Genomic DNA, 22,617 nt, shown 5'->3' on the forward strand with positions numbered 1-22,617 from the left:
CCCTTCTGGCGCTTTATTAATGTATCAACTCTCCCCAGAGTTGTCAAGCGTTTTGTGAAAATATTTTTGACTTTTTTGGAAAGCTATACACACCAAGGGTTTCGACATTTATCGCCTGCTCCGGTATCCCCTGGCTGACTCCTCTTTTAACTATGGGGTCTTTTTTTCGGCCCAAATACGGCTTTGGGGCGGACTATTTCCCCCGCATGGGTATAAGGACTCAGTGGTTCAACATGATGGGGCTTACTTGGAGTAGAGGTTAGGCAAAGTTAGAGTGTAAGGGGTGAGGCTGGAGCACTGGGTGAGGATGACAGAAGCAGGCTGGTGCATGAGTCATATATATGTAAGTGGTGTGTGCATTTCTGGGACTTTACTGAGGGAGGTTTGGATCTCAGATTGAGCCGATCGCCCTTAACAATTCCTCTGACTCAAAATCCAGAAGTTGACACGACACGGTACTCTAACCCTGATCGAACTCCCAGGAATCGATCGCCCGCAAATACACTCTCCTGAATTACACCCCCAAACTCCTTTAGTTACGCCAGTTATCAGCCTTTGATGAGCGAGCGCGAGTTGGTCTCCTCAACATCTACATCTAAAAAGTGCAAGTGACTCTCTTCCTCAGTATTGACAGCAATCACCAAACCTCTATTCCCCCAAGGAGCTATCGCCCGCGGTGAGGCAGGGCTGCTAAAATTCCCTACTTGAATCCCTTGACTGTTTAACACTTCTATCTGGCCCCCAACATCTGCCAATACCCATCCCCAATTAGCCACACAAGCAGACACGGGCAAAGTTTCAAGAGGAATTCGCGCTACCTTGAGCGGCCACAATTTCATCAACAGCACCGCCGCTTTACCACCTTGAGGAATTCCCAGCAAAGTATAAGGCTCAGGTGTCAACAGCATCTGTCCGACGCTGGCCGACAACCGCACAGAACCCACAGGGGTGCCGCGGCGAGTGTAAACTCTAAAAATAGTTTGGGGATTTTTTGGTTCGTTATCCGGCCAAACTGCTAAGACGTGTCGCCGATCCAGAAACATTAATTCTGGTAAATAGTGTTCTGGTAACGGCACAGTAGCGATCAGCTTCAGGGCTTTTTTCTGATCGCCCGCCGTGCTGTTTCCAGCTAAAGAATAAAAACGCAGTTCGCCGGGAACCGCTACTGTCAACCAGTTGCCGCGAGAGTCTACAGCAGCTTTTAAAGAATCTGGCCCTTGCCTCAAACCCATATCCAGTAAACACTGAGGCTCCCAAGATCGCTCATTGAGCCAGTAAAGTTTTTGGGGAGTGAGAACGCAGCAGCCGTTGGAAACAGGTAAAATGCCGCGCACGATTTCCGCCATTAATGAAATCGAAGTAGACATTTCTCCTGTAACTAGCTGTTTTCCCGGCTGAGACCAAACCTTGACCTCTGTACCTACAGCAGCATAGAGATAGGTTTCAGTGGCAATTAAAGCGGTCAACGGTGCAGGAAGTATCAGTGGCTTGGGCTGCGAAAGCGAATAGCGCACAGTCCGAAGTAAATTAATAGCCGACTGTGATACTTTTTCCTCTTCAACTTCCAGCAAAGAGTCAGTTTCCGACTTCAGACTTTTATCACCACTTGTGGGATTTTCCCAGGGAATAATGCAGTCGCCCAATTGCCTGACAGCGGGGTCGTACATGATCAGCCGCAGAGCTTGAGCCATTTGGGAAGCACTGGCAAAACGGCGGGCTGGCAGCTTTTCTAAAGATTTTTTGACTATTGCTTGCAAAGGTTCGGGGATGGCGTCTGGAAATTGCAAGCGTTGATTGAGGTGGGCCCACCTCAAGTCTCCGGGGGTTCCCCCGAAAGGGCGGTAGCCCATTAGCAATTCAAACAGCAGAATTCCTACTGCATATATATCTGACATCGGAGAAAAAAGACCGTAAAACCGCTCAGGGGCCATGTAAGCGGGGGAACCGACGGTAGCGTCGGGAGAAAGTTCTTGGTGGAGGCGAGTGGTACCAATTTCTGGCAGCCGACGCGCGATGCCAAAGTCAGACAGCCGGGGCGACCAACCTTTGGCCCCTAAAGTTAGGAGGATATTTTCGGGTTTGATGTCGCAGTGAACTACGCCTCGGCGGTGGGCGTAGTCTAAGCCGGCTAAAACTTCCATGACTAGCTGCAAACCTTCGAGCAGACGCAAGGGGCGCTCTTGTTTGAGCAGGTTGCGGAGGGTTCCTCCCTCGCAGTAGTCCATAACCAAGTACCTGCCTGTAGCTGTGTGTTCTAGAGCACGGCAGGTAACGATGTTCGGGTGCTGCAAGGTGATCAGAAACCACAGCTCTCGCAAGAATTCGCTAGTTGGGGCTTTTTGATGACTAAGTTCTTTGAGAGCAACCAGTTGGCTGGTGAGGCGGGAGTCCTGGGCGGGAGCTTCTCGAACGCTGGCACAAAAGACTCGACCAAATTGTCCTTGTCCGACTAGCCCTAAAATGCGGTACTTAGAATGTTGCATCGGTCTAATTATAGAAAAAGCTTGAGCTAGTATTAAAATATGTAAATAATTCTGACAAAAATTCAAATTTTTGAATCGCTCGCCAGGTACAGCCTATGTTATCTCAGGTTCATTCTCAGCCTCCTTGAGAGCGATCGCACAGTCGCACCTACTAAAATCCTTGAGCTTCGGAATCACTATCAATCTTGCCGGATGCCTGTACCCGATCGGGAACTACCTGTGGCTGCTATTTTAGTCGATCGCGACTATTACAGTTTTTTCAATGCCCTCCAGAAAGTTTCTAAGGTTTTAGCTTTTCAAGGCTAAGCTGGGGAATCGGGGCGAGGAAACAGCGATAGGAGCAAAACAGAAGTGCGGTTATGCCATAGGGGTTAGAGAGCCACAAGCCGATGCTGTGGTCAAGGCATCTTAACCTTTTTGAGTGTTAGCTAAATTTATTTGCGCTTTGAATAAGTTGATCGTAACTTGCTAAATACTGAACTTGACAGGAGCAAACATCAATATGGTTAAAATTATTAAACTAGATCCAATTGCGGAGGAAATAGCAGTCGAAACCCGATCGAATATCCTGTCTGCCTTACTTTCCAAAGACTTAGACGTTCTCAAGGAATGCGGGGGGCGGGGAATGTGCGCTACCTGCCATGTTTACATTAAAGAAGGCATGGAAGGCTTGTCGGACATGAACCGCCGCGAGAAAAGGACGTTGGAAGTCATTACTACGGCTAAAGCCAATTCGCGACTTGCTTGTCAGGCTCAAATTATGGGCGAGGGTGTGGTTGTAGAGTTGCCTGCGGGGATGTATATTAATGCTATTGAAAATGTCGAAGCTCTGATCGGCCGCCGAGCCCAGCAAGATTTATTACACCCAATTACGGGTCAAGTAGTTGTAGAATCAGGAAAGTTAATTACTCGTTCTATCGTTACACAGCTTAATGAAACCCGCTTTCAAGTAGGACAGTATTTAGTTCGCACTAAAGAAGCTTAAAACTGATATGTTTGTATTTTAGTAGTAGAGAAGAATCTATGTTGAGCCAACTTGCGCGTTTGAGCACGGAAACAGACGGACGCTACGCCAGTGCCGAAGAACTCCAATTTTTGAAAGACTACTTTCAGTCTTTGAATCACCGGATGAGTGCTTATAAAAAAATTCAAGCCTCTGAAACAGAAATTATGCGGCAAGTGGAAGCACAAATGCTGTCTCTAGACCCTAGTTTATTTAGGCGGGGGGCTAACGATATGACTGAAAAGTGCCGTGGAGATATTGTGCGGGTGTTGAGGCATTCGGCGGCAGCACTGTTGATTAATGATACTGAACGGTTGCGCGATCGGCTACTACTTTGGTTGCAAACTATTTTAGGCGCTGTTCAAGTTAGAAATACTGCGACCGTGACCTACGATGTGATGAAAAAGGTCCTCAAGCAATATCTCACGGTGGAAGAAAGGAACCTATTTTTTCCGATTCTGGACATTAACCGCACATTACTCGGCAAATAATCAAGGGGGTTGACCAGTTAACGCCGATAAACTGTGCCGTTAGGAAGAGTGGCTCCAATCAACTTCGCTCCCGTCAAATCCGCCTCAGTGAGAATCGCTCCCCGGAGGTTGGCTCCTGTCAAGTCAGCTTTCTGCAAGTTGGCTTTACTCAGGTTAGCTTTGGTCAAGTTAATTTCATGCAGGCAAGAATTAGACAGGTCGGCATTGATCAGGTAGGCTAGACTCAGGTTGGCTTTGCTGAGGTTGGCTCCGCTCAAGTTAGCTTCCATCAGATAAGCACCGCTTAAGTTGGCTTCATTCAACAATGCCTCTGCCATATTAATTCCAGTTAAAAGTTTGCGGCTCAAGTCTACACCGCTGAGGTCGGCTCCGCTGAGGTTAATACCGCTTAAGTGGCTACCATTCAAAGTAATGTTTCTCAGATAGGTTTTGCTGAGGTCTGCTTTGCACATATTGGCTCTATCCAAGCAAGCTTCGCTAAGGTCTGATCCGATCAAGCACGCGCCGTTTAAATAGGCTTGAGTGAGGTTAGCCCGCCTGAGATTAGCTTTCAACAGGTTGGCTTTGCTGAGGTTAGCACGGGTTAAGTTGGCTCCGGCTAGGTTGGCTTTGGATAATTCGGCTCCGGTGAGCTGTGCTTCGGTCAAGTCTGCCTCTTTGAGACTCGCTAGACTTAAGTAAGCATCTTTGAAGTTGGCTCCGTTGAGATTGGATTTAATCAGATAGGCTTTACTGAGATTTGCCTGAGTCAGAACGGCTTTGGTGAGGTTAGCGGCGCTCATATCTGCACCTATGAGATTAGCATTGGGAAGAATTGCTCCGGTCAGGTTTGCCCAATTCAGATGAGATCCGGCTAGGTTGGCGCCGGTGAGATTGGCTCCGATGAGATTGGCTCCACTCAGACTGGCAGCCATGAGGTTGGCGCCGGTGAGATTGGCTCCGCTGAGGTCAGCTTTGCTGAGATTGGCTCGGCTCAGATGGGCTTTGGTGAGGTCTGCCCCGCTGAGGTTAGCACCGATTAAGTAGGGTCGTTGCTGGTGTTGGTTGAGGTTTGCCAAAATTAGAGTTGGGGCATCGCTGGAACGGTATAAATCGATCGGACTCAACACAATGCCGCGCAGATTTGCCAGTCTAAAATCTCTTTCGCCGGCTGCATATCGAGTTAGAAGTTCATTGGCGTCCATTAAGTTCTAGCAAAATATTTGAGGTTTTGATTGCTTTTAAATTTTAGGAATTTCTAGAGTAAGTTATGAATTTTCTTGCTGCTAGTTATAATCAGGTTTTATTTAAATTGCTAAAACCTAGTTTCTTGACTTAGGATATTTTTTATAATTTAACTCACAGTTTTGATGATACGGTGGATAATCTGACTACCAAAACTTAATTTTGACAGCTATTAGAAACAAAGTAATAGCTGTCAAATAAGTCAGTTTTTTTGGAAAAGTTGAGTGATAATAGCTTCATGGTCTTTTCCTTCTTCGACCATAGAATCTGCTGGTTGGAGGCGATCGCGCAGCCCTAAAATAAAGCGGTTGCAGTCCGAACCCAATGATTCGCAGGATGTTTGCAGGCAGTGAAGTTCTCGACCCGTAAGCTGACTAAAGAACGAACTTAAAATACCTGCTTCTAAAAAACAGGCTGGTCGCTTAGACTTGGGGGCTGTTTTAGCAAAAAGAGAGTTAGCAATTTTTACTATTAAGAATCCATGTTCGGAATAGCTGGGGTCTAGATCAAATGTTCCCCATCCATGAGTTTTCCAACACTGCTGTAAGGACTGAAGAAATTCTACCATTTCCATTTCAGAAACTGGCTGACCGTAGTATTCGCTGACTTCTTCGCAAAAACGCACGTAGAAGTTTTTACCCCACCAGCGACCGCAGTTGAAAAGCACGAGGCGGGAGGCTTGACCTGTTTCTTGTTCTAAGCCGATATAAATGGCTTGAATCAGTGTTTCTGGAAGTGCTAAGAGCCGATCGCCCCGTCGGTTTTCGAGGAGGCCGAGTTCGAGGTCGCCTCGGACGTAGGCATCGCTGGCAAAGTAGTTTCCAGGGAGTCGGGGCTGTTTGAGTAAGTCGGCAATATTAATCATCGGGAATTGGGAATTGGGAATCGGGAATTGGAAATTGGGAAGAAAGCTGATTATTTATTACCTTGATCAATAATAATTGACTGTGCTTGGTCGAAAAATGGTTGCAATATAGCCCGGGCTTGCTCGGAAAGCAATTCTTTTAAACGAGTTTGCAGCAGATTGCAAACAGTTGCTTCGATTTTTTGAGTTTGGTGGGCTTCGACTATGCCGGAAAGCCAGTCTACAAGGCGCTGTTCGAGAAAATTTTGATCGTTCAGCAGCATAGCCATAGCGCAGTACCGCAAGACTAACACCCAGTGTTTGAGCGATCGTTCTAAGGTTTCTTGTTTTTCGTCGGGGAATGTTTCTTGTAGTTGGTTGGCTACTGGTTGGAAGATGCTTGCTTCCTTCTCTCGCAAAAATTCGTAAATTTTTAAGCGCTGAACAAGGGTTACAGCTTGACGCTTAAAAGCTAGGAGTTCTTCGCCTTTTAAAAAGCGGTTTTCTGCCTGATCCAGCAGCGCCTCAATCTCAGGGTGCATGATTTTAATTAAGTGGTAATCGGTAATTGATAAAAGGAAGGAAGTTCGGCAACGAGCAGTGTACGGGATTTAACGGATTTAACGGAGGGATTTTGAAGGATGAGAAAAGAGGGGTGAGGGAAGATGGATGAGGGATTGCTCTATTTTTCATGTTCTATTCCCTAGACAGATTAAAACATATCGAATAGGTCATCAATGGTGACTTCTGCTTGTTCAGTAATAGAAATTACTGGCAAGGGTGGCGGTAGGGGTAGGGCACCTACTTCCGGAATTCCTTCCCAAGAAATAGCTTGAAAAAAGTCTGCTACTGGCTGGGTTAAACTCAGAAGTTGACCGGGGTTCGAGCCAGTTGGGGTTTCTAAAGATTTTCCCAGCCAATTATAGTGACCAAAGAATTCTTGGACGGATTGGCCCAACCATGAAGTTTGACTTTTCATCTTTCTTCCTGCCTGGAGAAATCCACCATTGCACTTTCGATCGCGAAATTGGTGGGAGGAAAGGCAGGGCAGGGAATGTGCCTTTCCAGGTTGTTTACCGCAATATTTCACCGTGTTGCAGTCGATTTTGAATATCGCGGGCGTTGGCACCTTCGTTGAGCCAGAATGCTGCTGCATCAATTTTATCTGGGTTGCCAAGCAGAAACTTGCAATAGGTTTCTCCCATTGAGTAACATTGGAGTTCTATGCAGCTCAGAGGCTTTTTGACTAAAGAGCCAAAGAAACCGGCGAACAAACCGGCGTATAGGTGACAAACCGGTTTGCCTACGTCGCCCAAAGTTCGAGCAACTGCTGAGTCAAAAAGGTTGATGAAGATACAGCCGTGTTTGCGATCGCTCATGTCCACTTCCCAGCGACCCCAACCTTGAGCTGTGAAAGGCCACCACCAAGTTTCTAGCAGAAACATGAGATTTGACTGGCGAATGTTCTGGCTGTATTCGGCACTAAACCATTTTTGAAAAAATTCGGAATCTTGGAGTCCCCATTGGCAACCAATAGTATACATGATGACAGAGGACGCAGGGCCGACTTCTTCTTCGAGTCCCTCCACCAAACCAATAATGAAGTCTTCGCTTGTAAAAATGTTGCGCGACTCGTTCCAGTCGTCAATTGTGCCCATCTGGCGATCGAAGGCAAAAAAATCCTGAAATCTATAGTGGCTATGAGTTTTAGGATGATGTTGCTTTAGTAACGATTCGCTGTGGGGGGAGATTTCTTTTTTCGCGGTAGAGACCATTGGCGGGTTATTCCTTTTTGATGTAGTTTGGTGAAAATTAGAGTCAAATAGACTGGCCTGTGTATCCAATTTAACTTTATTTTTCTAAAGGTAGACACAGGGGAGAATTTTTTACTGCAATATAAAAATTAAAATTTCTAGGATGCTAAATTTGGGCGCTTGTTGGGAGTTCTGCCTTCGGACAACTGCTCTCTGAGTGCTGGCGAAAGTGGGTATAACCTTCAGCGGCTATGTGTTATCGTTTTGTGCAAGCAGTCCACTATATATATAGGGCATATGGGGATGAAAAATCACGCTTGTATTGCAATAGGCATCAATCAATATCAGTTACTCCAGCCTTTGAGTTATGCCCAAGAGGATGCAGAGGCATTGTACGGTTTTTTGACTGAGGATGCGGGTTTTGCGCCGGAGGGATGTCTGCTGATGACCGATAGCTCGCCGTCGCTGTGGGGTCAATCTACATATCCAAATCGGGAAAATATTCTGAGATTGACCCAAAGCCTCTGCGGGGAACATGTGCAAAAGGGAGATTTACTCTGGTGTTTTTTTAGCGGCTACGGTGTCAGCTATGAAGGTAAGGATTATTTGATGCCGATTGACGGCAATCCGGCTGACATTAAGGGTACGGGGATTCCGGTAGAGTTGCTGTTGAATACTCTGAAAAACGCTCCTACGGAAACTGTATTGGTGCTGGTTGATATGAACCGCAGCCAGATTTTGAAAGCGGGGGAAACGATCGGCTCTCAAACGGTCGAGCTGGCGCGGGAACTGGAAATCCCAACGGTGCTTTCTTGCCGCCCGAATCAAGTTTCGCGGGAAACTTCGGCTTTGCGTCAGGGGTTTTTTACGACGGCGCTTTTGGAGGGGCTACGCTCGGGACAGTGCATGACTATTAAGGGTTTAGACCGTTTTTTGAGCGATCGACTGCCGGAGCTGTGTGACCACCATTTGCGTCCGAAACAAGAACCTTTGATGGTGGTGAATCCTCCAGGAAAGGCTAATTTGGTGATTTTGCCCGATGTAGGGGTACCAACGGCTGCGTTGGCCGGACGCAACGGCAATATGACGGTTGGTACGGCTGATGGGTTAGATCGCCCGCAAATGGCGACGGCTAGGGATCGAATGGATCTGCCTCCTGCAGTTCGCAACGCTCAGGATTCGTCGGTTGAGATGCCGCCTGTGTCGCAGCCGAAGGCCGTGGTTCCTGCTGATGGGGGAGGCGATCGACCGAACTTGCAAAAGCCGGAGGATGAAGATAAAGGGGGGTCGGATAAGTCATTTTTGCAGCAGCTAGTTTTGTGGAGTTCCGCTACGGCTTTGGTGTTGCTGTTGGGTGTTTTTGTGACGAACAGATCAATTTTTATTGGTCAGCAGGAAGGAGATCCTCGATCGCCTGCTGAAAATGCCCAAAACTCTGGATCTCAACAATCTACTGGTACTGGGGGGTCTCAGAACCAACCGCGGGCGGTGCAAGCAGGGGCTGGAACCAAGCAGCCACCGTCGAGCCAGCAGGTGTGGGCTGAGGCGAAAACTTTCCTTAAGGATGGTTCGGCTTCTAGTTTTAATAAAGCGGTGGTTAAGGCTCGAACGATTCCGGCTAGCGATCCGCTCTACCCGCAGGCTCAGCAGGATATTGAGCGCTGGAGTTTAACGATTTTGGATATAGCTAACGGGCGGGCTGCTCGGGGCGATTTCCAGGGGGCGATCGGGGCGGCTAAATTAATGCCGGATGTCAATAAGCCTGTTTACAATCAGTCGAAACAGGCGATCGCTCAGTGGGAGGAGCTATCCAAAGACCAGGATGTAAATGCTGCTTTGCTATCGGCTGCTAAGGGTCAAATTAAGCGGGGGGTTGCCTCTTCTTACAGTAAAGGCATCCAGCAAGCTAATAAAATTGAGCCAGGTCAGCCGAAGTATGAAGAAGCTCAACAGTTAATTGGAGAGTGGAGCGAAAGTATTCTCAAAATTGCTCAGTTGCGTGGCTCTCAAGGAAAGCTGAAAGAGGCAGTTGAAGCTGCTTCGCTGGTGCCGTCGGGTACTAAGAGTTATCAGCCGGCTCAGAAGGATATCGCCAATTGGAAAACAAAGCTCCAACGCCAGCAGAAAAAAAGTTGATTTAGTTGATAATTTCTCGGTTTCCCACCGGGAAATTATTTTAGCGACTGACCAACATTAGTCGTTGGCTAGATCGATACCTCTTGATACTGAAAAAAGAGACCTACATATCGATAATTTAAAACCAATAATTTTATTCGCCATTTCCCCTCCCAGCTTCTGCGGGAGGGGTTTTTATCTGTTGGCTGGTCGGTGCGTTTTTGTATAGTGAAAGATATCGTATGAGCTGGTTAATGAGGGTTGCATAATAGGGGGATGATTTTAATGTTTTTTGTGATGGGGCCATGAGACCGAAGGCGTGTATTTTCACAGCAGGCGGGACGCCCAACCCTACTCCCCACAATAATCTTCAAATTTTGCAACGCCGATTAATTAATATTTTAAATTCACGTTTAGAGTTTCCTGAGCCGACTCCTCTACCGTCAAAAAATATTTTTCTAACAAAAAAGATGGCTATAAAGATAGTTAAAAAATGATAAATAAATCATGAATAAATAGCTTTTATTTGAAATTTAGAAAAAAATTAGTATATTTAATTACTTGTGATTATCAGATTAAGTTATATTTTTTTAACTTAATTTAGTAAGAAGGTTTGCTACATATAATTGCTACCTAATGCAAATTAATCGGGCAAAATCGTCATAAAAATCGGCTATGCACAGTTAATTTTTTTTATCGATTTTGGTAGACTCTTAGGAGCGATCGACGGATGGAAGACTGTTTAAACTTGTACTGTTTTTAAATTATGAACAGTGACCTATCTGTTATGAATTATACAAAATGAGCCGTTACTGACAATTCTCGCGGACGTGCGATCGCCCCCAATGAATTCAGGAAACATATTCACCGCCACACAGCACAAAATATCTGGATTCGCAAGCTGCGAGTCTTCGTTGGCCCGGAGATGACAAAGCTGCCTTAATTAACACAAATAAGGGCTTGGCAAGAAAATCTAAAAAATATTTCCTTGAGAAACAAGAATAAAAACTTGCTCGCTTATTGTAGCCCCGGTAACAACACGTATGCCTAAAGTTATAGTCCACAGCCAAGTCTACAGGACGAGCTAAATCAATAGGGTGATGTGGCGGTGTCCGGGTGTTAAGAGGGGCGATCGAATAGGAATGTTCCCGGAGCGATCGCTTCCCAATCGGGGAGTCTAAAACCTAGGAAGGCAAGGAGTTGGAGACAAGGCTGAACTTTTTGAGGTCAGGAAAGTAGCGTTAGCACTAAACTCTGCCGTATTGTGGAAATCGAGCCAAATTTGTAACAGTTCTTAACTATAAAGAATTCTGCCAAAACTGCTAGCATAGTGACACTTTTGCTAGCAAAAACAGATAAAGTAAATAAAGTTGGCTAGCTCTAGACGCGCCGATCCCCATCCTGGGGATGTTGAATCAATTTGATTCATACCAAGTGGTTTTAGAGTTACAATCGGAATCAAAGCATCGCTATTTAACTGAGTTCTTTACTTACTTTTACTTTCAGCTATGAACGTGGATTTTATCAAAGCCCAAGTCAGGTTGCTACAGGGTGCAAGTTCATCGGAGCGAGAAACCCTTATTAAAAACATCGGCGTCTGTGCTGGCGTGATCCGACCAGGAGAGTACGTGACTCCGCAACGGAAGCACGCTATTACTCTCTGGCTGCAAACAAATGCGGTTCGCCTCCGACTTCCCCAACTTCCTCTGGACTTATCAGGCCAAAAGCCTTAACAGGGAAGTAATCAAGAGGTAGCGACAGAATCAAAGAAATTAGTCAATCTTACCTAAAAGTGCGTTTTTATTGAGCTGTACAGGATCAATGAAACACGATGAAGATTGAAAAAATGTTTGTAGGGAAAGTTGGGCTCGAAAACACGCCTGTGGACAAGAAGCGGCCGACCGCCTTGGTAGAAGCAGGAAGTGAACGTCAAACCTGCTCTAAAAGTAGATTTGAGTAAGTTTCACAGAAAGGATTATTCTGCACAACTATAACCTGGGTTATTTGCTTTTAGATTTGAGATTCACGATGTAGCTGGTATTGGATAAATAGGCTATTTGTGGATCGCCTGAAAAATTATCCTATTCAATAGGTATAACTAATTACAGGGGCAGTCATTGAACTGCCCTTACTTTTGAACCAGATGCGAAACTGTTGCAAGTTACAATAAACGCATCTACTTGTAGATAGAGTTTATGTGAACTCTCGTGTAAGCAGCAGTGGCTCTATATTATTTGGTATGTTCGAGATGGGAGGGAGAGAAGGGGAGAGGGGGAGAGGATTGGACGACTTTTGATAGGGAATTAATATCATCAAACAGAACGAGTTATAGCAATCCTTGCAGGAGTCGTACCAAGATGTAGGGGATAGTACCTTTCTTTGCCTACCCTGGCCTCATGGGGCAACCACGGGGGTTTTGCCCCTACAAGAATGACACAAAGGATTTAGGATGGCTATATTACAATTCACTTGCTTTCTAATATATTTTTCCACAAAAATACTGTGAGCAAAAAACAAAAATTTCCTTATTTAGTTGGTTCCCGATGGACTTCACACCAAAAAACTTGGGGGTGGCGACACTTTCAAGTGGTCAACCGAAAAAACGAAGGTAAATGGGTATTTGCAGAAATGGTGGCGGCTTGCGATCCAAATGTGCGTTTTTGGCTGAACGCCGCACAGCTCAAAGACCGATCGCTCTGGCAAGCTGGATGGCAGTCTACGCAAGAATTAGAGGAATTAGAAACTGCCGACTAAAAGACAGGGCTGTGGGGTAGAGAGAGGGGAAGTTCCCTCGCCTGCTGCTATCGTTCCGATTCAAACCAATACGGAGTGAGACTTTCCCGGTTTTGAAAAATCTTTTACATGACTACAAGTTCGGGAAACCCTTATGTAGCTGCGTTTTTGCTTCAGTAATTAGGTGGGAAAAATCATACAGCATATTCCATGTATATGTGGTAAACACAAGAAGAGCGATCGCCTGCTGTTTGGTGCGTCGCCACCCGTCAATCTGCCATATTTATCAAATATGAAGGAACGACACACCCTACCGATTAACTAAATTAAGCCAAATGACAGAAGCCGCCAGATAAATTCCATCTAAAAGTTTGCAGCGCGTTTGTCATCGCTCGGTACTGCTTGAGATTGACTAAGGTCGATCGTCCCATATTTCCAGCGGCACAGGGCGCAACCTTCCCGCTACTTCAACACTCGGCCAATTCGGATCAAAAGTCAAATTTTCCAACGTTCCATCGCTGTGAATTACAAACGTATCCTCAATTTTTGCTCCCGACAAACTCGGATTCCAAGCCACAGCCATATTTTCTGCCAAAATATCTGAAGTAGCCGGATTCGCAACAATTTCCCGCGCCAAATATCCGGTAGTTCCACCTTGATGGTGTTCCGCAATTGCTTGAGGATATCCGTGCTCTTCGTAAGCCGTTTTAAGCGTATCATAAACCGCATTCAGCGTTACTCCCGGCCGGCAAAAATTTAGCGCCGCTGCTTCAATTTCTCTGACTTGTCGGTGCAACTCTGAATGCTTTTCCCCAAGAAAATCGAAACAGACAAATCTTGTTAAATTTGCATACAAACCCCCTCCCCTGGCGCAAAATACTAACATTGCTTGTCGTCCAATTTGTTCGGCGGTTGCTGTGGCGTGGCGGTACAGCGGCAAACGCCTTTCTCCAGCAACTAAGGTAAGTGCTGGATGCAAACCTCTCGCCCACAATGCCTCTGCACCGGCTCCCGCTAGCTGATATTCTGTCCATGTGGGTTTGGCGGCGGAAAGTACCTCTGTCATCGCTTCGCTGGCTAAACGCCCGACTCGCCGGTATCGCTCTAATTCGCTTGACATCATTGTCTGTTTGCGAGACTGTAAAGATGCGATTATTGGCATTTCTTGGGAAGTTGGCCGATCGCTCATCACGTTACCGCCACCAGTAATTTGTTTGACAAAAGCTTCGCGCTGTGCAACATCTGCCCAAGGATAGATGTGCATTTGAAAGTTGGCTGGCAATTCCTCGTCCTGCAAGCGTTGAGCTTCGATTTCATCGGTGAGAACCCAAGCTGTTTCGGCGGTAATTAAAAGTTCTGCCACTCCGGTTTCTGCGGTTAGCAATACTGTATGAGAACCGCCGGCTGTGGCCCAGGCAAACCAGTCTGTACCGCGCAAGCGAAGGGCGATCGCTTTTGTTTCGGTTAAGGCTTTGCGGATGAATTCGAGTTTTAAATCGACTTCTTTGTTGAATGAGTTTATCATATATGAAATAAGAAAGAAGGAAGAAGGAAGAAGGAAGAAAATCACTGATTTTAGTTAACATTTGCTAAATCTAAAATCTACAATCTCTAAAATCTAAAATCTAAAATCTAAAATCTAAAATCGATAGATACTGCTTGCAATTCTTTAGCTTTTTCTTCGGGTAAAGCGTCGTTTGCAAACATTCCGGCGGCTAGTTCGGTTCCTGCTAAATATTTTAGCCGATCGCTCGATCGATAGGGCGGATAAAATTGGGCGTGCAAATGCGCTTCTGGATGGGGTTCCCCGTCTGTGGGCCCTTGAAACCAAGCCATCAAATAAGGGAAGGGGCGATGCCACAAACCGTCGTATTTGAGGGTGACTGTTTTTAAGGCTTTAGCCAGTGATTGACGCTGTTTTTGGGTCAAATCGACAAATGTAGCAGCGGGAGTTATGGGCGCAATCCACACTTCGTAAGGGTAGCGGGCACAAGCGGGGACAAAGGCGATCGCCTCTTCGTCTAAATAAATAATTCGCTGGTTGTCGGAAATCTCTTTTTGAATCAAATCTTGCAGCAAACCGCTACTGTTTTTTTGATAGTAAACCGATTGACATTCTAACATCCGTGCCGGCACCGGTGGCACGAACGGATAAGCGTAAATTTGACCGTGGGGATGGTGCAAAGTTACTCCGACTTCGACGCCGCGATTTTCAAAGGGCAAGACGTATTGAATTTCGGAATTGCTGCCAATAACTGAAGTGCGATCTGCCCATACTTCTAACAATAATTCCAAATGAGATAACTCCAAAGAACCGAGGGAAGCCAGCGGATCTTGAGTGAAAACCACGACTTCGCAAATGCCTTTGGCTGGCAAAGTTTCGACAATATTTGCAGGTGCGTTTTTTGCTTGCAAAGTCAGCGAGGGAAAGCGGTTGTCAAACACTGCTACATCGTAATCTCCCGGCGGCAATTCTGTCGGAAACTTAGGGTTAATTGTAGCAGCCAGCGGGTTGTATTCCGGCGGCGGCATGAAAGTTCTTCCCTGACGGTGGCTGGCGTATGCTACCCATTCCCCCCGCAAAGGATGCCACCGAAAGTGCGGGTTTGCCTCTACGGGTTCATTGCTGGGACTTACGGCCGCGATACCTTTTGGGATTGGGTAGCGGCTGTACAGTGTGAGTGGGCGGCCGTCTGGTTTTAGCAATGTTTGGGCGTACATTTTTTGTAGGGGCGGGCGATCGCGTTTAATATATGTTAGGAGTATAACTTCGTGTTTTGAGAATCTGCCCCTACCTAAAGTCGCAAATTATTTTAACAAGTTTAAGAATGAGAATTAAATAACTTAGAATGCGTGATGGTTCTTGTGGGATGGGCGTCCCGCCCGCCCTTTCTGGACGGGCGGGACGCCCATCCCACTTTCAAGAGTGTAAATTATTTAATTCGCGATCCTTAGTTGGCAGTACCAACCTCAGCCGATCGTCTGCTATTGTAGAACGGGCTGGAGAGCTCGGATCGGGATTCAATTTAAATGCGTAGCAGCTTACGATCGCAATTCCCAATTACCCAGTATATTTATCGCTCGACTATTCGATCGAGCTTTTCCTTAACCAACAAGTCTAACAACGAGCGCAACACAAACAAACCACCGAATCCCGAAACCGCAAAAGCGGAGATCGCCCCCGTTTGATATCCGCCCACTAGCAGCACTGCACCCGACAAAAAGACAAAACCAGTCAAACAAGCGAAAATTAGAGTTTTCAGGGCTAAATTAATGCGTTTCAAGGCTCTTTCGCTCTCTAGATTTCGCACTCTAATTTGCAGTTCGCCCTCTTCAATTCGCTGCTCCAAACGGTTGAGATAAACTTGCGATTTGCTCGGCTGTCGTAACTTATATGTAATAAAACTTCGCGCTTGCCTTGCCAATTCTCCGATCGCATTTCCCCGCCCCTTGCTCACCGCAATACTCTTGACAAAAGGCTGAGCGGATGCTAGGAAATTGTAGTCAGGGTCGAGAGTTCTAGCAATGCCGTCGAGAGTCGTCACGGACTTGACAATAAACATCATTTCTGCAGGCAAGCGAAACGGTTGCTGCTCAAACATGATGTAAAGTTCGTTCTTAATTTCATTAAAAGCTTGAAAGTCGATCGGCTTATCAATAAACTTATCCAACAGAAAAGCAATCAACCTGCGTACCGGCATCATATCCGGCATCCGCTCAACTAAGCCGATCGTAATTAAAGTATTGAGTACCTCGTCAGTATCCTTTCTCATCACAGCAAAAAACGTTTTGACCATTTGGTCTTTAGCCAGAGACTTCACCTCCGCCATCATCCCAAAATCGTAAAAAATCAAGCTACCATCTTCTGTCACCGCCAAATTTCCCGGATGGGGGTCAGCTTGAAAAAAACCGTCAATTAACAACTGTTTCAAATAACAGCAAATTCCAAGTTGATTGAGCTTCACAATATCGACTCCAATCGCCTCTAAACTAATGCGGTCGTCCACCTTAATCCCTGGTGCGTATTCTAGAGTTAGCACTTTTTTAGTAGTGTATTGCCAGTAGACTTTGGGGACAATAATCTGAGGATATTCTCGAAAATTTTGGCTAAAGCGATCGGAATTTTTACCTTCTTGCAGGTAGTCAATTTCTTGATATAAAATCTTAAAAAACTCGTGATAAATAGATTCTAGGTCGTACTTGCGCGTCCCAGGCAAATAGCGATCGCAAAAACGCATCACTTGGCGCACCGCCTTGACATCCAAATCAAATAAACTTTCCAAACCGGGACGCTGCACCTTTACAATCACATCTTCCCCGGTGTGCAGCCTTGCTTTGTGTACCTGTCCCAGACTCGCAGCAGCCAGTGGCGACGGGTCAAAATCGCGGTACAAAGCATAAATATCCTTGCCTAACTCTGATTCTACAAGAGCGATCGCCTCTTCGGAACTAAACTGAGGAACCCGATCTTGCAACTGTTCGAGTTCCTTGACATACTCAAGCGGCAGCAAATCTGCGCGAGTCGAGAGAGACTGCCCGATTTTAATAAAAGTCGGGCCTAAATTCAGCAAAGTATTGACCAACCAATGAGCGCGAATTCTTCTAGTTTGAGGCGAATTATTTTGCAGCAGTGCGTCCCACCACAAAAAAAACATAAACTTTCCCGCCGCTGCAAAAATGTCTATTTGCCGTGCCAGTGGCGAATATTTAGAACGTTGCCAACGCAGGGTTTTAGGTGCAGCTTTTGTGAGCATAATATTGGCGATCGAATTCCATGCACCGTGACAATTTTTAGGGACAATCCAGGACGCAGAAACCGGCTTGTACGAAAAGACGGGTTGCAGGCCTTTGAAACAGTTAAAAAACTCAGTTTCTTTGGTCTATACTGCGTAATACAGCGGATTCCAGGTTTATAAAGTACACCCCAGAAACCGGGTTTCTTCTGGATTTCTCGCCAGAAACCGGTTTTATTCAAGAAACCCGGTTTCTCTGTACTTCACTTACCTGGAAAGTGCTGTATCATCTCCGGCTATACAATTATAATTAAGTTCATAGTAAGTAATGCCAGTCCTGATTAATTAATAAATAGAGGACAGTCGTACTCACTAAAAACACGCGCTAATTACTGCCCAATAACCAGACATAATATCAGTCCTGGGTAAAATCAGCAATCGAGAACCGGCAATTTAGACAGCAACCAAACAAACAATTCAAAACAGAGGACTTGGTAGTGTTTACAACATTTCCAAATCTCCCTCTTCTGGCAAGTCTTGTCGTTTCGCCTGTTCGCGGCCAATTAAGAGCAGCTTCTCAACCGAACTATTCTTCTACATTACAGAGTTCCGCTGCAAATAGCGGCAGAGTCAGAGTAAAAGATGTGCGCCACAAATTGTCAGCTTCTAAACTTTCTGCCGGACAGCTAGATACATCAATAGTACCATTCAAGTGCTGCACTAAACACTTTACCAGAGCCAGCCCCAAACCCGTACCGGCGATAGCTTGGTCAGTAATGCCAGTGCCACGGCGGAACTTCTCAAAGATGTGGGGCAAATCAGCCGCAGAAATGCCACGCCCGAAATTAGAAAGGCTCAGGACAATATAACCGACTGCCTCAGACACTTCCAAAACTACCGCCGTTCCAGAAGCAGAGTATTTTCCAGCATTCGTCAGCAGTTCCAGCAGTACCCGATTGAGAATGTCCGGGTCAGTTTCCCAGCAAGGGGTCAATTTGGGCAAATCCACCTTAAGAGTCAATTGCTTATCCGCCCACTGTTTTTCAAAATCCCTAACTAAATCTTGAAATAAACGGTTGAGATCGATTTTGATTAGAGAAATTGGGACTTGCTGAGGCTCAAACTGCTTGAGGGCCAGCAAATCGTTAACCAGAGCAGTTTCCTTAGAACACTGCTGTTCTAGAATGTCGAGATACTTAGTCCGATTCGCTGACGGCTGTTCAGCTTGTTTGAGCATCAGAATCGCCAGCTTCATGATTGTTAAAGGGGTACGCAACTCGTGACTCAGAGTGCTGAGAAACTCGTCTTTAACCACCTTCAATTTCCGCATTTGCTCTAGCTGATTGGCAGATTGTTCGTACAGTTTCCCCTGCACGTCGAGACTTTGCTGCAACTGAGCGTTTCTGTCTAAGACTACGGTTTGCAATTCCTTAAGCGTTTGAGTTTGGATCATCATCTTGCTCGCTTGAGCGCTGACTGATTCGAGAACTTCTAGTTCTTCCGGGTTCCAAGTGCGCGGCTTCGAGTGCTGCAAAACCAAGAAACCCAAAACTGTTTCGTGGCAGCTACCGCCCGTGATGGGAACCAGCAGCAAGCCGCGAATGCCTTGGAGTTTCAAAATTTCTGTGGCTACTTCTTGTTCTTTGGCGATTAATTCGCCTGCATCAGCGAGGGCTAGGGGTCGGGGCGCACTGTGGAATGCTTGGTGGCACAAATTAGATTCTGACAGCCAAAAACCTGGATAGTTATTTGGTTTTGAGTTGGGGATTTTGGATGGGGACTTAGCAGTTTTATCCTTGTTTTTTCTTCTGGATGTTGAGCTTTTTTTTTCGACTGCGCTTTGTGTTATTGCCTGTTTATTTGGATCTTTTTTTACAACCGATTCGCAAACTAATTCGACTTTCGCTTTGGGAGTTTGATTGGGGGAGCGAGTTGTAAATAGAGGATCTGTATATTTCAATAGGAGGATTTGGCCTCTATCTACTTCCATGGTATCGACGGTATTTTGAATAACTTGCTGCAATATTCGATCGACTTCTGAATTGGTGCCGAGCGAGACAGCAACTAACCTGAGTAGATTTTTGTATTTAGCTTGTCGCTGTAACTGTTCGTTTAAGCTGGCAATTTCTTGAGTTTTTTGAATGTGAGAAATCGCGCTGCCGATCGCATCTGATGCTGCTTCCAGGCGCTGCAGATCGGCTACCGACCACTCGTAAGGTTGCGACTTACCAACAATTATCATGCCATTTACAGTCCCTCCAAATCGCGCAGGCCCTGCCAAAATTGCCCGAAAAGGCAGCGGAGTCGCAGGGGAATTGGGCGATGAAGCTGCCGGAATATCAAGATAGTCGGATATCACCACTATCTCTCCGTTTGCTAGGACGTTTGCCCAAGCGGGATGTTCGAGTGATATGCTAGGCGGTTTTAATCCTGTAGTTTGGGGGTGTTCCGGTGTTTGAGTCGAATCGGCAACATCCGCAACATAAGGGAGATTGCTCCAATTTTGCCAGTAAGCGTTCGGATGTACTACTTTCTGGTCAACCACAGCAGTAACCAAACAGAAATCTGCCCGCCATGCAGCCCCCAAAGTATTGGCTATTTGCAGCAGCAGGAGTTCTCGATCAAAGCTGGTGGCGAGAATTTGGCAAATTTGTCGCCCGAGAAGGGCAGGATCGACCTGGTACTGCATAAGACGATCCAGAAATTTTGGGACTGAGACTGATTCTGCGATTTGCGGTAAATGCAATGTGCAAGACTCTGACGGCGATCTGTCGATCAAAGTAAAGTCTTGATTTCTCTGGCGATCGATCATGGCAACCAAGCCTTTATTCTAAGATGTTTAAGCCGACTACCGCTGCAACAAATATAGAACCTCTCCATAACTGTCGGCTTAACCATTATGAGTCTGCTTTCTGTGTTTGTGGAGCCGATCGGCGGGTGACTCGATATGTAAAAATATACCCAGATATGACCGAGTTCTATTTTCCTGTTTTCTACGCTTGGATCTGTACGGGATGAACTTTGCCATCCTTGACCGGATGATTATCAATCCCATTCCCCTAATTTTGACCCCCTCGCATCCAGGATACCCGCCACGTGATTCATCCGTCCAAAAATCAAAAACCTGTATCCGATGAAACTTGCCCCCGAATTGATCTGTGGGGTCGCCTCTAAAATCTAAAATCTAAAATCTAAAATCGATTGACGGTTATTAGTAGTATGAATCTTTTCTAGAGACCGCTTAGTGACACCCATCTTCTCACTGTGTGATGTTTCCTATTTAAGTTTGTGATACTAGCAAATTTTTATTGTGATACAAATCCGCCGATCTAGTAACGCCGATCGCAAAAATTCAAAATCCCCAAATTATCACTCATAACGCCGGCTGAGAGTTTCCGAGTTTTGACTCAAAAACTCATTTTTCACAACACCTAGAGCAGCGCGGCGAACTCTCTTGTTAAATTTATTTATTTTGTGCTTCCTGTTGGGCTTTATCGCTATTTTGGCGATAAAGTGCCGTCCGGTTCTGAGCTGTGGTGTAGCGGGGATGTTTGGAAGGCACGGCTGCCATCAAATCGGAAGCTTGCTGCCACTTAGCAGCTACGACTAACCAATCCTCGCGAGATTGAGCGGTTTTGCCCTCGGTGGCTGCTTGTTCGGCTACTCGCACTGCTTGTGCAAAAGAGTCACCAGCAGAATTAACAGTCTCCTTAGAAATTTTCACAGCAGGTTTTGCCTCCGAGGGAGGAGCACTGGCAACTGCTTGGGTGCTGGCTTGTTTAGTGTTTGGCACTTGGGAATTAAGTCCTTTGTAGATGGCGGCCGCTGCAGCGAGCAACAGCACGCTCAAGCTGATGCCGCCGACGATACCGCGCTGAAATTGTTGCGGTTGCTGCATCGATCGAGGTATAGCCATTCTTGGCAAAGCCCGCTTGCCTCCCACAGCTTGTCGTTCGTGATGGGCTGTGGCTAAACGCTTGAACAAATTCGGCTTTCGGAGTTTAATTTCTTGAGACCACAACAGTTGATTTTCGGGATCGCGGCTAATTTCTTCCAGCCACAGCAGTTGGTGTTCTCGGACAAGCCGGCTGTTGATGTTGACTCGGCGAATATTGTGGGGCGAAATGCGTTCCAAAATTGCTCGGACTCGATCGACCAAACTAGACTCTTCGAGCAATTGGGGCGTTGCAGCTTCGCACAGCAGTTGCAACACCCCGTCTGCAAACACAGCTCGGGCCCTGACCCCTACCTGTGCCAGTTCGTCATTAAGGATTTGAATAATCGATGCAACCGAACCCTCGCGAGCTTGTCGAGCAATGTCATCTATTGGATTTGCCATAAAACTATGTTGACGCTTAGCAACTGTTAATTGTTAACCCAAAGTCTCGGATCTAATTTTTATTCATACAGGTTATCACTGACACTGCCAGGTTAAAATGAACAGATGCAAATCTTGCATACCGATCCACTTAAAATTATCACCACAGCATCGAGCGAGGCTAACAGGAAATAAACTATGGGTAAAGTAATTAGCGGTCAAATTTTTGTTGTAGACGACAACATCGATACAGATCAAATTATCCCTGCCGAATACCTGACCCTGGTTCCCTCGAAGCCGGATGAGTACGAGAAACTAGGCAGTTACGCGATGATTGGGTTGCCCGATCGCTACGGTAAGTTTATCGAATCCGGCGAACAGAAAACCCAGTATCCGATTATCATAGCGGGCGAAAATTTTGGCTGCGGTTCTTCGCGGGAGCACGCTCCGATCGCTCTGGGGGCTGCAGGTGTCACAGCGGTGGTAGCTTTGTCTTACGCGCGCATTTTCTTTCGCAATTGCTCGGCTACTGGCGAATTGTACCCGATCGAATCAGTCGAGCGGCTTTGCGACTTGTTTGTAACGGGCCAAGAAGTGACGATCGACTTTACAGCAGAGGTAATTGTCAACCACACTCTCGATCGAACTTTCTCGCTCAAGCCGTTAGGAGAAGTAGGGCCAGTAATAGATGCCGGAGGGTTGTTTGACTACGCGCGCCAAACCGGAATGATTGCGGCTCGCTCTTAACTTTTAAACCCCCTGCAATGTCAGGGCTGTTTCGGGGCAGCCACGGGGAGTAGGGGTCGGATTGCCCCTACAGAAAACGATGATTTTGACTCTTGTAAGTAGGTAGGCGTAAAAAAACCAAATCATGTTAAGATAAGTAAACACTCAAGATTTGATTTACAAAATCAACAAA

The 22,617-nt window shown here is 46.1% G+C and carries 17 protein-coding genes; 6 read left to right on the plus strand and 11 right to left on the minus strand.

The features are described from left to right. Positions 1 to 548 precede the first annotated feature (548 nt). A complete protein-coding gene (locus tag QT984_RS27855) occupies positions 549 to 2,483 on the minus strand; it encodes a serine/threonine-protein kinase (RefSeq protein WP_333057693.1) in 1,935 nt (644 codons plus the stop codon). Positions 2,484 to 2,985: 502 nt separating this feature from the next. Here QT984_RS27855 and QT984_RS27860 point away from each other — a divergent pair. After that, positions 2,986 to 3,468, plus strand: coding sequence for a 2Fe-2S iron-sulfur cluster-binding protein (locus QT984_RS27860; protein WP_333057691.1), 483 nt, complete (start codon positions 2,986 to 2,988; stop codon positions 3,466 to 3,468). 38 nt (positions 3,469 to 3,506) lie between these two features. Further along, a complete protein-coding gene (locus QT984_RS27865; protein WP_333057690.1) occupies positions 3,507 to 3,977 on the plus strand; it encodes a phycobilisome protein in 471 nt (156 codons plus the stop codon). 17 nt (positions 3,978 to 3,994) lie between these two features. Here QT984_RS27865 and QT984_RS27870 read toward each other — a convergent pair whose 3' ends face one another. The 5 genes from QT984_RS27870 to QT984_RS27890 all read right to left on the minus strand — a co-directional run bounded on the left by QT984_RS27870 (position 3,995) and on the right by QT984_RS27890 (position 7,820). Next, on the minus strand, positions 3,995 to 5,161 hold the full coding sequence (locus QT984_RS27870; RefSeq protein ID WP_333057689.1) for a pentapeptide repeat-containing protein: 1,167 nt from the start codon (positions 5,159 to 5,161) through the stop codon (positions 3,995 to 3,997). A gap of 242 nt (positions 5,162 to 5,403) precedes the next feature. Continuing rightward, complete coding sequence (locus QT984_RS27875; RefSeq protein ID WP_333057688.1) at positions 5,404 to 6,066, minus strand: V4R domain-containing protein; 663 nt, start codon at positions 6,064 to 6,066, stop codon at positions 5,404 to 5,406. Positions 6,067 to 6,116: 50 nt separating this feature from the next. Then, on the minus strand, positions 6,117 to 6,587 hold the full coding sequence (locus QT984_RS27880) for a phycobilisome protein (RefSeq protein ID WP_333057685.1): 471 nt from the start codon (positions 6,585 to 6,587) through the stop codon (positions 6,117 to 6,119). A 170-nt stretch (positions 6,588 to 6,757) separates the two neighbouring features. After that, entirely contained in the window at positions 6,758 to 7,024 is a 267-nt protein-coding gene (locus QT984_RS27885; RefSeq protein ID WP_333057683.1) for a hypothetical protein, read from the minus strand. Positions 7,025 to 7,118: 94 nt separating this feature from the next. Further along, positions 7,119 to 7,820, minus strand: coding sequence for a V4R domain-containing protein (locus QT984_RS27890; RefSeq protein WP_333057681.1), 702 nt, complete (start codon positions 7,818 to 7,820; stop codon positions 7,119 to 7,121). Between the two features lie 282 nt (positions 7,821 to 8,102). On the opposite strand from QT984_RS27890, the gene QT984_RS27895 reads away from it, so the two are divergent. The 3 genes from QT984_RS27895 to QT984_RS27905 all read left to right on the plus strand — a co-directional run bounded on the left by QT984_RS27895 (position 8,103) and on the right by QT984_RS27905 (position 12,668). Next, positions 8,103 to 9,935, plus strand: a complete 1,833-nt coding sequence (locus QT984_RS27895; RefSeq protein WP_333057680.1) for a peptidase C14 — start codon at positions 8,103 to 8,105, stop codon at positions 9,933 to 9,935. 1,487 nt (positions 9,936 to 11,422) lie between these two features. Then, complete coding sequence (locus tag QT984_RS27900; protein WP_006635912.1) at positions 11,423 to 11,647, plus strand: hypothetical protein; 225 nt, start codon at positions 11,423 to 11,425, stop codon at positions 11,645 to 11,647. A 769-nt stretch (positions 11,648 to 12,416) separates the two neighbouring features. After that, complete coding sequence (locus tag QT984_RS27905; protein WP_242725377.1) at positions 12,417 to 12,668, plus strand: TIGR02450 family Trp-rich protein; 252 nt, start codon at positions 12,417 to 12,419, stop codon at positions 12,666 to 12,668. 391 nt (positions 12,669 to 13,059) lie between these two features. On the opposite strand, the gene QT984_RS27910 is transcribed toward QT984_RS27905, so the two are convergent. The 5 genes from QT984_RS27910 to QT984_RS27930 all read right to left on the minus strand — a co-directional run bounded on the left by QT984_RS27910 (position 13,060) and on the right by QT984_RS27930 (position 21,719). Then, positions 13,060 to 14,172, minus strand: coding sequence for a M24 family metallopeptidase (locus QT984_RS27910; RefSeq protein ID WP_333211780.1), 1,113 nt, complete (start codon positions 14,170 to 14,172; stop codon positions 13,060 to 13,062). 107 nt (positions 14,173 to 14,279) lie between these two features. Continuing rightward, entirely contained in the window at positions 14,280 to 15,368 is a 1,089-nt protein-coding gene (gene galT, locus QT984_RS27915) for a galactose-1-phosphate uridylyltransferase (RefSeq protein ID WP_333057678.1), read from the minus strand. A gap of 353 nt (positions 15,369 to 15,721) precedes the next feature. After that, positions 15,722 to 17,401 carry an AarF/ABC1/UbiB kinase family protein gene (locus tag QT984_RS27920; RefSeq protein ID WP_333211784.1) on the minus strand — a complete coding sequence of 560 codons (1,680 nt, stop codon included), beginning with the start codon at positions 17,399 to 17,401 and terminating at the stop codon, positions 15,722 to 15,724. 565 nt (positions 17,402 to 17,966) lie between these two features. After that, positions 17,967 to 20,069 carry an ATP-binding protein gene (locus QT984_RS27925; protein ID WP_333375400.1) on the minus strand — a complete coding sequence of 701 codons (2,103 nt, stop codon included), beginning with the start codon at positions 20,067 to 20,069 and terminating at the stop codon, positions 17,967 to 17,969. A gap of 774 nt (positions 20,070 to 20,843) precedes the next feature. Further along, positions 20,844 to 21,719: a hypothetical protein gene (locus QT984_RS27930; RefSeq protein WP_333057675.1), complete on the minus strand. Its 876-nt coding sequence runs from the start codon at positions 21,717 to 21,719 to the stop codon at positions 20,844 to 20,846. 177 nt (positions 21,720 to 21,896) lie between these two features. On the opposite strand from QT984_RS27930, the gene QT984_RS27935 reads away from it, so the two are divergent. Next, positions 21,897 to 22,445 (plus strand): LeuD/DmdB family oxidoreductase small subunit, encoded by a 549-nt coding sequence (locus tag QT984_RS27935; RefSeq protein ID WP_333057673.1) that lies wholly within the window; start codon positions 21,897 to 21,899, stop codon positions 22,443 to 22,445. Positions 22,446 to 22,617 lie beyond the last annotated feature (172 nt).

This window comes from Microcoleus sp. Z1_B2 (assembly GCF_036700325.1).
Classification (GTDB): domain Bacteria; phylum Cyanobacteriota; class Cyanobacteriia; order Cyanobacteriales; family Microcoleaceae; genus Microcoleus.